The sequence below is a fragment of the Serratia sp. MYb239 genome, assembly GCF_002966855.1.
In the GTDB taxonomy this organism is placed as follows: domain Bacteria; phylum Pseudomonadota; class Gammaproteobacteria; order Enterobacterales; family Enterobacteriaceae; genus Serratia_B; species Serratia_B rhizosphaerae.
Genome location: NZ_CP023268.1, coordinates 2,685,449 through 2,697,820, shown reverse-complemented (window position 1 = coordinate 2,697,820; position 12,372 = coordinate 2,685,449). Strand labels below are relative to the sequence as shown.

Annotated in this window: 11 protein-coding genes; 6 read left to right on the top strand and 5 right to left on the bottom strand. The window is 56.9% G+C overall.

Annotated features, from left to right (window positions below; all coding sequences use genetic code 11):
* Positions 1 to 43 precede the first annotated feature (43 nt).
* Positions 44 to 1,615: a sodium/proton antiporter NhaB gene (gene nhaB / locus CLM71_RS12985; protein WP_105231378.1), complete on the bottom strand. Its 1,572-nt coding sequence runs from the start codon at positions 1,613 to 1,615 to the stop codon at positions 44 to 46.
* 238 nt (positions 1,616 to 1,853) lie between these two features.
* On the opposite strand from nhaB, the gene fadR reads away from it, so the two are divergent.
* Positions 1,854 to 2,573, top strand: a complete 720-nt coding sequence (fadR, locus tag CLM71_RS12980; RefSeq protein ID WP_105231377.1) for a fatty acid metabolism transcriptional regulator FadR — start codon at positions 1,854 to 1,856, stop codon at positions 2,571 to 2,573.
* Between the two features lie 57 nt (positions 2,574 to 2,630).
* Here fadR and CLM71_RS12975 read toward each other — a convergent pair whose 3' ends face one another.
* A complete protein-coding gene (locus CLM71_RS12975) occupies positions 2,631 to 4,166 on the bottom strand; it encodes a SpoVR family protein (RefSeq protein WP_105231376.1) in 1,536 nt (511 codons plus the stop codon).
* Positions 4,167 to 4,692: 526 nt separating this feature from the next.
* Between CLM71_RS12975 and CLM71_RS12970 the strand changes: the two genes are divergently transcribed.
* Positions 4,693 to 5,997 (top strand): D-amino acid dehydrogenase, encoded by a 1,305-nt coding sequence (locus CLM71_RS12970; RefSeq protein ID WP_105231375.1) that lies wholly within the window; start codon positions 4,693 to 4,695, stop codon positions 5,995 to 5,997.
* 61 nt (positions 5,998 to 6,058) lie between these two features.
* Complete coding sequence (gene dadX / locus CLM71_RS12965; RefSeq protein ID WP_105231374.1) at positions 6,059 to 7,132, top strand: catabolic alanine racemase DadX; 1,074 nt, start codon at positions 6,059 to 6,061, stop codon at positions 7,130 to 7,132.
* A 2-nt stretch (positions 7,133 to 7,134) separates the two neighbouring features.
* Here dadX and CLM71_RS12960 read toward each other — a convergent pair whose 3' ends face one another.
* Positions 7,135 to 8,328 carry a multidrug effflux MFS transporter gene (locus tag CLM71_RS12960; protein ID WP_105233380.1) on the bottom strand — a complete coding sequence of 398 codons (1,194 nt, stop codon included), beginning with the start codon at positions 8,326 to 8,328 and terminating at the stop codon, positions 7,135 to 7,137.
* Between the two features lie 138 nt (positions 8,329 to 8,466).
* Positions 8,467 to 9,033 carry a 3'-5' exonuclease gene (locus CLM71_RS12955; protein ID WP_105231373.1) on the bottom strand — a complete coding sequence of 189 codons (567 nt, stop codon included), beginning with the start codon at positions 9,031 to 9,033 and terminating at the stop codon, positions 8,467 to 8,469.
* Positions 9,034 to 9,170: 137 nt separating this feature from the next.
* Here CLM71_RS12955 and CLM71_RS24140 point away from each other — a divergent pair, with 137 nt between their 5' ends.
* Both CLM71_RS24140 and CLM71_RS12950 read left to right on the top strand, forming a co-directional pair.
* On the top strand, positions 9,171 to 9,347 hold the full coding sequence (locus CLM71_RS24140; protein ID WP_172606275.1) for a hypothetical protein: 177 nt from the start codon (positions 9,171 to 9,173) through the stop codon (positions 9,345 to 9,347).
* A gap of 245 nt (positions 9,348 to 9,592) precedes the next feature.
* Positions 9,593 to 11,710 (top strand): TonB-dependent siderophore receptor, encoded by a 2,118-nt coding sequence (locus CLM71_RS12950; protein ID WP_105231372.1) that lies wholly within the window; start codon positions 9,593 to 9,595, stop codon positions 11,708 to 11,710.
* A gap of 52 nt (positions 11,711 to 11,762) precedes the next feature.
* On the opposite strand, the gene CLM71_RS12945 is transcribed toward CLM71_RS12950, so the two are convergent.
* A complete protein-coding gene (locus CLM71_RS12945) occupies positions 11,763 to 11,939 on the bottom strand; it encodes a GhoT/OrtT family toxin (RefSeq protein ID WP_105231371.1) in 177 nt (58 codons plus the stop codon).
* Positions 11,940 to 12,178: 239 nt separating this feature from the next.
* Here CLM71_RS12945 and CLM71_RS12940 point away from each other — a divergent pair, with 239 nt between their 5' ends.
* Positions 12,179 to 12,340 (top strand): YqaE/Pmp3 family membrane protein, encoded by a 162-nt coding sequence (locus CLM71_RS12940; protein ID WP_072186051.1) that lies wholly within the window; start codon positions 12,179 to 12,181, stop codon positions 12,338 to 12,340.
* The last annotated feature ends 32 nt before the right edge of the window (positions 12,341 to 12,372 follow it).

Here is a 12,372-nt window from a genome sequence, read left to right as displayed (position 1 = left end):
TTCGAGGTAACAAAGTATGGCTGGCAACGTCACGGGGGCTGAATCAGTGCCCCGCAGCCTCCAGATGCGGCAGCGTGAGCCAGTGCCACTGCGTCAGCAGGTCGGTCACGGGCGCCAGGGTAAACTCAACGCACAGCAGCCCGACCAGCGCCAGAACGATGGTATATGGCAGTGCCATCCAGACCATACGCCCATAGGAAAGGCGCACCAGCGGGGCGATCGCCGAGGTCAGCAGAAACAGAAACGCCGCCTGGCCGTTTGGCGTAGCGACCGAAGGCAGGTTGGTGCCGGTGTTGATCGCCACCGCCAGCATTTCAAACTGCTTCAGCGAGATGGCGCCGCTGGTGAGGGCGGCTTTGGCTTCGTTGATATAGACCGTGCCGACAAAGACGTTATCGGAAACCGCCGACAGCAAGCCGTTAAACACGTAGAACAGCATCAGCTGCGCCGACGGCTCGGCCTGCAGCACAAACGCGATAACCGGGCTAAACAGATGCTGTTCGATGATTACGGCCACCACGGTGAAAAATACCGTCAGCAGGGCGGTGAACGGCAGGGCTTCCTGGAAGGCCTTGCCGATGGCATGTTCGTCGGTTACGCCGCACAGCGAGGTGGCGAGAATAATGACCGACAGGCCAATCAGACCGACCTCCGCCAGATGTAGAGCCAACGCCGCCACCAGCCAGATGCCGATCAGCGCCTGCACCACCAGTTTGACTTTTTCCTGGCGGTTGCGCTTGGCGCTGGCCTGGCGGTCAAACTCGGTCAATACTTCGCGCACGCGCTCAGGCAGTTGCGCACCATAGCCGAAAACGCCAAAGCGCTCCACCAGCAGACACACCACCAGGCCGCATACAAAGACCGGCAGGGTAACCGGCGCCATACGCAGGAAGAAATCAATAAAGCCCCAGCCGGCGCTTTTGGCGATAATCAGGTTCTGCGGTTCGCCGACCATGGTCATCACGCCGCCGAGCGCGGTGCCGACGCCAGCGTGCATCAGCAGGCTGCGCAGAAAGGCGCGGAACTGTTCCAGCGTCTGTTTGCGGTCATCGCCGTCGATGCCGCTGTCGTCGTTCACGTTATGCGCGTCTTCCGGCTGGTTGGAGGCGACATTGTGGTAGATAGAATAAAAACCGCTGGCGACGCTGATTACCACGGCGACGACCGTCAGGGCGTCAAGAAACGCCGAGAGCACCGCCGCAGCCAGACAGAACGCCAGCGACAGCAGCATTTTGGAGCGGATGTTCAGCAGCAGCTTGGTAAATACGAACAGCAGCAGCTGTTTCATAAAGTAGATGCCGGCCACCATAAAGATCAGCAGCAGCAGCACTTCAATATTGTTGGCGATCTCTTCACCGACGTGCGCCGGGCTGGTCATGCCGATAGCTACCGCCTCCAGCGCCAGCAGGCCGCCGGGCTGTAGCGGGTAGCACTTGAGCGCCATCGCCAGGGTGAAGATGAATTCCGCGACCAGCAGCCAGCCGGCAGCGAAGGGGCTTATCAGGAAAAAGACCAGCGGATTGATAACCAAAAATATCAGGATGGTTAATTTATACCAGTCAGGGGATTGGCCGAGAAAATTTTTCACAACGGCGCTGCGTGTTGTCATTTCCATATATGTCTTACTACCTTGAAGAAAAATTGTTGCTACCCTACCAACGCCGGCGGTTGCGATGCAACTGCGGCAGAAATTTCAACCTAAAATTCATGGGTTTCGCCGTTTTCGGCTGTTTTTTGCCAGGTTATGCACACTTTCGTTTATAGTTTCCCGCTCGCACTATGTCATACCAGCATGATCTGGTATGATCAGCGGACTACTATTACTGATATCGTTGCAACGGAACGTCAAACACATGGTCATTAAGGCACAGAGTCCAGCCGGTTTTGCGGAAGAGTACATTATTGAAAGTATTTGGAATAATCGCTTCCCTCCTGGCTCTATTTTGCCCGCGGAGCGTGAGCTATCTGAACTGATAGGTGTCACGCGCACCACGTTACGCGAGGTTTTACAGCGTTTGGCGCGAGATGGCTGGCTGACGATTCAGCACGGCAAGCCGACCAAAGTGAATAACTTTTGGGAAACATCCGGCCTCAACATTCTGGAAACGCTGGCGCGCCTCGATCATAACAGCGTCCCGCAGTTGATCGATAATTTATTGTCGGTGCGCACCAATATTGCCTCTATCTTTATCCGCTCTGCGGTGCGTAACCACCCTGAGGAAGCGCAGGCCGTCCTGGCGAAGGCGTCGGAGGTTGAAGATCAGGCCGAGGCGTTCAATACGCTGGATTATGAAATTTTCCGCGGTCTGGCCTTCGTGTCCGGCAACCCGATTTACGGGCTGATTTTCAACGGTCTGAAAGGGCTGTATACCCGCGTTGGCCGTTACTACTTCTCCAACCCGGAAGCGCGCAAGCTGGCGCGTTCGTTCTACAGTAAGCTGTCGATGCTGTGCCATGAGAAAATGTACGACCAGGTGATGGATACCGTGCGTAATTATGGCAAGGAGAGCGGCGCGATCTGGCAAAGCATGCAAGGCACCATGCCGAGCGATCTGACCGAAGCGCGCCGTTAACGGCGGCGTCGCGTTGGTAAAAAACAAGGGCGCATCATGCGCCCTTTTTGCTGCGTGTTACAGCGCGCTGGGGCGCGGAGGGCAGCGTTCCAGCAGTTCGACGCTGCCGTCTTCGTTTTGCTGTTCCAGAATCACGTCGAACCCCCACAGCCGGTACACATGTTTCATCACCTCGCGGCGGCTTTTATCCAGCGGCGCGCGTTCCTGCGGCACATAGCGTAGCGTCAATGAACGATCGCCGCGCAGATCAACGTTCCAGACCTGGATGTTGGGTTCGTGATTGCTCAGGTTGTACTGTGCCGACAGCTCTTGGCGAATCGCCCGATATCCCGCCTCATTGTGGATGGCCGAAATCTCCAGATAGTTGTTGCGGTCGTCATCCAGCACGGTGAACAGGCGGAAGTCGCGCATCAGTTTCGGCGACAGGAACTGGCTGATAAAGCTTTCGTCCTTAAAGTCGCGCATGGCGAAATGCAGCGTTTCCAGCCAGTCTTTGCCGGCAAAATCCGGGAACCAGTAGCGATCTTCTTCCGTTGGCGACTGACAGATGCGCTTGATATCCTGGAACATGGCGAAGCCCAGCGCATACGGGTTAATGCCGTTGTAATAGGGGCTGTTGTAAGGCGGCTGATACACCACGTTGGTGTGGCTGTGCAGGAACTCCAGCATAAAGCGCTCGCTGACGCGGCCCTCGTCATACAGATGGTTGAGTATGGTGTAATGCCAGAAGGTGGCCCAGCCTTCGTTCATCACCTGCGTCTGCTTTTGCGGGTAGAAATACTGGCTGACCTTGCGCACAATGCGCAGGATTTCCCGTTGCCACGGCTCCAGCAGCGGGGCGTTTTTTTCCATAAAGTAGAGAATATTTTCCTGCGGCTCGCTGGGGTAACGACGTTCTTGCTCCGGCGCGTCTTCGCGTTCGACGCGCGGCAGCGTTTTCCACAGCGAGTTCACCTGGCTTTGCAGATACTCCTCCCGGCTCTTCTGACGGGCTTTCTCTTCCTGCAGTGAAATTTTTTGCGGACGTTTATAGCGGTCCACGCCGTAGTTCATCAGCGCGTGGCAGGAATCCAGCAGTTTTTCTACCTCTTCTACGCCGTAGCGCTCTTCACATTCGCTGATGTAATGGCGGGCGAACAGTAGGTAATCGACGATCGAACTGGCGTCGGTCCAGCTGCGAAACAGGTAGTTGTTCTTGAAGAATGAGTTGTGCCCGTAGCAGGCGTGCGCCATCACCAGCGCCTGCATGGTGATGGTGTTCTCTTCCATCAGGTAAGCAATACAAGGATTGGAGTTGATGACGATCTCATAGGCCAGCCCCTGCTGCCCATGTTTGTAGAGCTGTTCGGTTTCGATAAATTTTTTACCGAATGACCAGTGCGTATAGTTAATCGGCATCCCGACGCTGGAATACGCATCCATCATCTGCTCAGAGGTGATGACCTCAATTTGGTGCGGATAGGTATCCAGTTTGTAATGTTTGGCGACGCGGTCAATCTGCTCCAGATAGACCTGCAGCAACTCAAACGTCCAGTCTGGTCCATCGCTCAGACGTTTTTCATCCATAATTTGATCATGTGTTGAAGTTGTCATCAGCGCACCCTCGTTTTGTACGGGCCAGGCTCATTACGGCGGCCCTTAATCAATCGTAGCTCAAAAAAGAACGGGGCGAGGGGGTTATAAAGCCTAAAAATTCAACGTCCTGTCTGAACTTAACGGGAGGAGCGGATAGCGGGTGAGTTTTTTCTGCTGTTTTGCCGCCGATGTTTCCTCGCAGGATATGTTGATGTTTTGCGTTTTTTGTAGATTAATATTTTGTTTTGTATGGCAGGGTTGATTTTATATTCTGTTAACAACCTGTTGCACATGAGGGCGATTTTTAGTGACTTCAATGCAGTCATTGATTGCATGAGGGGGCGCTATTCTCTCCAGAAACCGGCTTTCACCGCAGGTTATCGCTATTTAAATCCGGCTATTGCAAAAGGAAGCGGCTTGAACGATAAATTAATTGTGAAATCTGTCACGATTAAAAACTAATTTGTTGGATGGTTTTTTCTACTGAGTTAATTTGCCGTCAACAGAAGATTATGCTTTGTTAAACCTCGGGCTGGAGTCAGTGATGCGAGTTTTGATTTTAGGTAGTGGAGTGGTTGGCGTAGCCAGCGCCTGGTATCTGGCGAAAGCCGGGCATGAAGTGACGGTGGTTGATCGTCAGCCAGGGCCGGCGCTGGAAACCAGCGCCGCCAACGCCGGTCAGATCTCGCCGGGTTATGCTGCGCCATGGGCCGCGCCCGGCGTACCTCTGAAGGCCATCAAATGGATGTTCCAACGCCATGCGCCGCTGGCTATCCGCCTGGACGGCACCGGCTTTCAGATCAACTGGATGTGGCAGATGCTGAAAAACTGCAATACGTCCCATTATGCCACCAACAAAGGGCGGATGGTGCGTCTGGCGGAGTACAGCCGCGACTGCATCAAGGCGTTGCGTCAGGACACCGGTATCGAATACGAAGGGCGTCAGCGCGGCACGTTGCAACTGTTCCGTTCGCAGCAGCAGTTTGAGAATGCGGCGAAAGATATTGCGGTATTGGAAGACGCCGGCGTGCCTTACAAACTGCTGGAGTCCAGCCAGTTGGCCACGGCGGAGCCGGCTTTGGCGCAGGTGGCGCACAAGCTGACCGGCGGTCTGCAACTGCCGAATGATGAAACCGGTGATTGCCAGCTGTTTACACAGCGCCTGGCCAAAATGGCGGAGCAGGCGGGCGTGACCTTCCTGTATGACCAGCACGTCGATCGCCTGCTGGTGGATGGCGATAAAATTACCGGCGTGCAGTGCGGCGGGCAGACTTTGACGGCGGACAGTTATGTGGTGGCCTTCGGTTCCTATTCGACCGCGCTGCTGCGCGGGCTGGTGGCGATCCCCGTTTATCCGCTGAAAGGCTACTCGCTGACCATCCCGATTACCGATGAGACGGCGGCGCCGTACTCAACGGTGCTGGATGAAACCTATAAAGTCGCTATTACCCGCTTTGACCAGCGCATTCGCGTTGGCGGTATGGCGGAAATCGTCGGCTTTAATACCGAACTGGAGCAGAAGCGACGCGAGACGCTGGAGATGGTGGTGCGCGATCTGTACCCCAACGGCGGCCGGGTTGAACAGGCTACGTTCTGGACCGGACTGCGGCCGATGACGCCGGACGGTACGCCGATTGTCGGCCGCACCTCATTGAAGAACCTGTACCTCAATACCGGCCACGGCACGCTGGGGTGGACGATGGCCTGCGGTTCCGGCCAGTTGCTTGCCGACCTGATCTCCGGCATCACGCCGGCGATCCCATTTGACGATCTCTCCGTGGCGCGTTACAGCGGTGGTGTGACCCATTCGCGGCGTGCACCGTTGAACGACGTGCATCCGGCGCGTTAATCCTCATCGCCGGCCGCAGCGGCAGACTGCGGCCGGCGTCAAACCGGCTGAAGGAGAGCCCATGCCCCGCCCAATTACCGCAACGCTGCACCTGGCGGCGTTCGACAACAATCTACAGGTTATCCGCCGCCATGCGCCCGCTGCGAAGGTTTGGTCGGTGGTGAAGGCTAATGCCTATGGCCACGGTATTAAACACGTCTGGCGCAGCCTGGCGAATACTGACGGCTTTGCGTTACTGGATCTGGCGGAGGCGGTGCTGCTGCGCGAGTCCGGCTGGCAGGGGCCGATCCTGCTGCTGGAGGGGTTCTTTCAGCCGCAGGACCTGGCGCTGATTGACCGCTATCAGTTGACCACCGCCGTACACAGCGACTGGCAGCTGGCGGCGATCGCCGAGGCACGGCTCGCGGCGCCGCTGAATATTTATCTGAAGCTGAATAGCGGCATGAACCGGCTGGGCTTTGCGCCCGAGCGGATACGCAGCGTCTGGCAACGGGCGCAGGGCATCGCCAATATCGGCGCTATGACGCTGATGAGCCACTTCGCGACTGCCGATGATGCGCGTGGCGTAGCGCAGCAAATGACGACCATTGATCGCGCGGCGGCGGAACTGCCGCTGCCGCGCTGTCTGGCCAATTCGGCGGCTACGCTGTGGCATCCGGATACGCACGGCAGTTGGGTGCGGCCGGGCATTATCTTGTACGGCGCATCGCCGAGCGGCAACTCGGCGGATATTGCCGCGACGGGGCTACAGGCGACGATGTCATTGCGCAGTGAGATTATCGCGGTGCAGACGCTAAAATCCGGCGACAGCGTCGGCTATGGCTGGCGCTATACCGCCAGTGCCGTACAGCGGATCGGCATTGTCGCCTGCGGCTATGCCGACGGTTATCCGCGCCATGCGCAGAGCGGCACGCCTATCTGGGTTGACGGCGTATTGACGCGCACCGTAGGTACGGTATCGATGGATATGCTGGCGGTGGACCTGACGCCGTGCCCGCAGGCGACTATCGGTGCCGAGGTGGAATTGTGGGGGCGGCATTTGCCGGTGGATGACGTGGCCGCCGCAGCCGGTACCCTGGGGTACGAGCTGCTGACGGCATTGACGCCGCGGGTGCCGGTGGAAGCCGGCGCATAAGCTCAGCCGATCCGGTTTAACTGTCCCTTTAATTGTTTACTGCGCTGCCGGGCGTGCAGCGCCAGTAAACAGCCCGCCGCCATCACCAGCGCCAGCGCCATTTTCGGTTGCAGAGGCAGCGCCATCGCCAGCAGTCCCAGCGCAGCGCCGCCGGCCATCTGTACGAAACCGACCAGCGCCGAGGCTACTCCGGCCTCGTTGGAATACGGCTCCAGCGCATAGCTGGTGGCCGGGCCCATCACAAACGCCAGCCCGGCGCAGCCGATGGCAACCGGCAGCATATAGGCCAGCCAGTGGGTTTGCGCATCGGCCGTCAGGAAGGTGATATCAAACAGCAGGGCAAGGCACCCCAGCCCCATCAGCACACCGCCGGTTGCCAGACAAAACGGCCGGCCGACCTTGCGAATCACCCGGTTGGCGAAGAAGCTCACCAGCATAATCCAGAAACCGTTGGCGCCGAACGCCAGGGAAAATTGCAGCGGCGTCAGGCCGGCGGTACCCATCAGCACATTAGGCGCCAGCGACACGTAGGTGAGCGCCATGCCCATGGCCCCGGCATTGACCACGGCGAAAGAGAGAAAGCGTGACTGACGCAGGATCTGTGCGTACTGGCGTACGGGGAGCCCTTTGACCGGCCGCGTATCTGCCGGTCGGGTTTCCGGCAGGCGCAGAGCGATCAGCACGAAGACCAGCAGCGCGTAGCCGACCAGGAACCAGAAAGGGGCGCGCCAGCCAAACGCTTCCGCCAGTAATCCGCCCAACAGCGGCGCCAGCGCCGGGATAATATTCAGCGTACCGTTGAGGAAACCAAAGGCGCGCGCGGCATCGTCGCCGTTCATACGGTCGCGCACGCCGCTAAACGCCACTACGGCGGTGCAGCATACCGCGATGCCCTGCAGCAGGCGTGAGGCGATAAATAGCGCCGGGCTGTTGGCCAGCGCGGCCATGGCGGCGCCGATCATATACAGGATAATGCCGGCCAGCGCGACCGGCTTGCGTCCGTAGTTGTCGACCAGCGGCCCGGCGACGATCTGCCCCAGTCCTAGCACCAGAATAAACAGCGAAATGGTGGATTGGATCACCGCTTCGCTGCTGTTCAGGCCCAGCGCGATGGCCGGTATCGCCGGCAGATAGAGGTCGATGCCTAACGGGCCCAGCAAGACCAGACTCAGCAGGAGAAGGAGAAATTTTTGCATAATGAAAAATAGCACATCCAAGTGACAAAGTGGCTTAGGGTAGTGCCTTCGCAGTGAAATGGAAAGGGCGGTGCACCAGGTTGTTATACAGAGAGAGCGGCAGGCGCGATGCCGGCAGCGGAACAGCGCCTGTCCGGATCAGGGCAGCAGTGCGGCATCGTGGCGGAAATAGCAGTTGGCCACCACGTCGGCGACATATCTGGCCTGATGCTTGGCATCGTCCAGCGCCCGGTGTGGCGTACCTTCAAACGGCCGTGCCTTTTTGGGGTTAAAGCCGTGCAGTTCTGCCAGCGTCACCAGGGTGCGGACATCCTGCGTGTGCCAAAACTTCCACGGGCAGGGCATCGTCAGTTGCTGGAAGGCGTGCTCCAGGATGGCGCAGTCAAACTCTTTGCCGTTGCCCCAGACTTTTACCGTGTCGCTGCTGTGCATATGAATAAAGCGGCTCAGGTTGGTCAGCACGCGTTTTAAGCTGTCGCTGCCGCCAAAGGCCAATTTACGCGCCTCATCGGATTGCTTGGCCCACCAGGCGACGGTGTCCAAGCTTATTGTCCTGCCGTCTTGCTCCTTCTGCGGGCTGACGGCCGCTTCAAATTCCTCGCCCAACTGACCGGTTTTGGGATCGAAAAATACGGCGGCAACCACCAGAATGACCGCGCTTGGCTTCACATCCAGCGTTTCTATATCCAACATCACATGGTGCATCAGGTTTCTCTGCTCGCCAAAAGAGAGTGACAGGATACTACAAAGCCGGCATTGCCGCGCAGCGTCAATTCCAGGCAGGCGAAAAAGGGCGAATCACGGTATGATACGCATAGGTTTTGTTGAAGGTGGCTGCCGGAGTGAGAACGCTGATCTTTATTTGTTGCATGTTGGGGTATGCGCTGGTGCTGGGGTATCTGGGCACCTTTGTGGCAGACAAAGTCTGCGAAGGTTACAGCAACTACAGCAAAATCTGCCGCATGGTGGATATCTCTGAACCACATATCTCCAAAACGCCGCCACATCCGGCGAAGTAATCGCCTGCCTTTTGTTCCTCACCTTGATTTTACTGCGATAGTCCTCGTAATTTTCTGATGGCAAACGCCAGGCGTACTTGAACTCCCTACCTATAAAAGATAATAATTATCATTGTTATTATCTTTACCAATATTTTCATTTTCTTAACACCAGCGCACCGCATCACGTTCTGACCAGACTGTCATCGAAATTGTCTTGTCTTGTTGCGGTGTACATTTTACGGCTTCCAATAGGAATTACGGCTATGTCTGGGATTTTTCCTGTCAAACGCTCCCGTCTGTTATGCGCTATTGCCCTGTTTTTACCGCTGTCCTCCTGGGCGGAGGATACGCTGCTGGTGACCGCCAAGCCGGCGGACACGGCGGATTCGGCAACTCATGGTTATACCGCCGGCACCAGCCAGGGGGCGACAAAAACCGACCGACCGCTGATTTTAACCGGGCAGGCAGTATCGGTGGTGACGCGTCAGCAGATGACCGACCAAAATGCCTTAACGGTCAATGATGCGTTGAAGTATACGCCGGGTGTGTTCACCAACTTTGCCGGCGGGGCGACGCGTTATGACACCATTGCGCTGCGGGGCTTTCACGGCGGCGATGTGAATAACACTTTTCTGGTCGGGCTGAGGCTGCTGAGCGACAGCGGCAGTTACAACGCATTGCAGGTTGATCCCTGGTTCCTGGAGCGGGTTGACGTGATTAAAGGGCCGTCTTCGGTAATGTACGGCCAAAGCATTCCTGGCGGTCTGGTGGCCTTGACCAGTAAGCGGCCGCAGTTTGCCACCGAAGGGCACCTCACCCTGACGGGCGGCAATCACCATACCCAGGGCGGCGCGTTTGACGTGACCGGTGCGCTGTCGGATCAATGGGCATACCGCCTGACGGGCATGACGCGCAGCAGCGATACCATGTATGACCACCAACGTGAAGAACGCTACGCGATTGCGCCGTCGCTGTTATGGCAACCGAGTGAAGATACCTCGCTGTTGCTGAAGGCCTACCTGCAAAAAGATCCGTCCGGCGGCTATCACAGTGCGGTGCCGGCGGACGGCAGCCTGTATGCCAGTCAGGGCGACAAACTGGGGCGCGGGTTCTTTGACGGCGACAGCCGCCATAACGTATTCAAGCGTTGGGAGCAGATCTACAGCTATGCCTTCTCGCACCGGTTTAATGACGTCTGGACGTTCCGCCAAAACGCCAGCTACACCCATTCGAACGTCGAGTTGGAGCAGGTGTATCAGGCGGGCTGGAATGAAGAGCATACCTTGCTGAATCGCTATTACAGCGGATCCAGCACCTCACTGGACGCCTATGCCGTGGATAACCAGCTGGAAGCCGAGTTCGCCACCGGTCCGTTGGACCATAAAGTGTTGCTGGGGCTGGACTACCAGCGCTTCCGCAATAATCTGTGGGATGAAAGCGGCGGAGCGTCACCGTTGAATCCCTATACCGGCGTAGCGGGGGAGCCGTTGCTGACCGACGTGGTGCGCACCGACTCGCGCCGTCACTATCAGCAGACCGGCGTCTACCTGCAGGATGAGATCGCCTTGAACAACTGGTATCTCAACCTGGCCGGCCGTTACGATCGCCTGGAGAGTAAAAATACCAATCTGACCGCCGACAGCACCGATTCGCGTAACGATCACCACTTCAGTGGTCGTGCCTCGCTGCTGTATCACTTCGACAGCGGCTTCTCGCCGTACGCCAGCTACAGCTCGGCGATCACCCCAGAGGCGCTGGCGGATAATGACGGCCATATGCTGAAACCCAGCACCAGCAAGCAGTATGAGGTCGGCCTGAAGTATCAGCCGCCGGGCAGCACATCGTTGTACAGCGTGTCGCTGTATGACCTCACGCAAAAGGACGTGGCGAACCGGGTGGTGCAGCAAAGTTATTATGAACCTGCCGGTAAGGTGCATTCGCAGGGGATTGAGCTGGAAGCGCGTTCCCAGGTGACCGATCGCCTTAATGTGATTGCGGGTTACACCTATAACAAGGTGAAATTTAAAGACGCCATCGACGGCAATAACGGCAATACGCCATATTTGGCGCCGAACCAAATGGCGACGCTGTGGGGACAATATGATGCGGGCTACGGGCTGAATCTTGGCGCGGGCGTGCGTTATATCGGCAAGCAGTGGGCGGATAATGAAAATACCCAACGCATTCCGTCCGTGACCTTGCTGGACGCATCAGTACGTATGAACCTGGCGCAGGTGGCGCCGAGCCTGAAAGGGGCGTACGTACAGCTGAACGTCAATAATCTGGCGGACAGAAAGTATGTTGCGGCCTGTTACGGCACCAGCTATTGCTATTGGGGGCAGGAACGCAGCGTGGTCGCGACGGTCGGTTACGACTTCTGATGGGCATCGCCGTGCCGGCATGGATGGACGGCGCGGCGATCTCGGCGGGTGCTCAGAACAGGGAAAACATGAGCACGACCGGTAAACTGAGCGGCCAGGTGAGGCCGATGGTGAGGGCGCTGAGACAGCGAATTTTAATCGTATCCCGGCTGACCAGATAAGTAAAAACCACAGAGAATAAAAAGCCAAACAAATAAAAATATTGTGTTGCAACCCACAGCGACGACATGAAACCCATTCCAGTAATATTTCTCAGCGCGCATTTTAGGAGTATCGCCACGTATAATCAACGACCAGCGCCGACTAATCATGGCGCGCGTTATTCCCTGGGGTCATATATCCCTATAAACAACAAGCTATCACCGGGCGTAAGACTACGCCGAAAAAGAGATACAGTGCTGATAACTTTTTGAAAATATTAAGCAGATATAATATGTTGGCAGGGAACAAGCACACTGAGGAGGCATTATGGGCTTTTGGCGTATCGTATTTACCATCCTTATACCGCCACTGGGCGTGCTGCTGGGCAAAGGATTAGGCGGCGCATTTATTTTGAATATTATTCTGACGTTGCTGGGATATTTCCCGGGCCTGATTCATGCGTTTTGGGTGCAGACCAAAGATTCCTGATGGAAGAGGAGGGCCGGGGAATACCCGGCCCT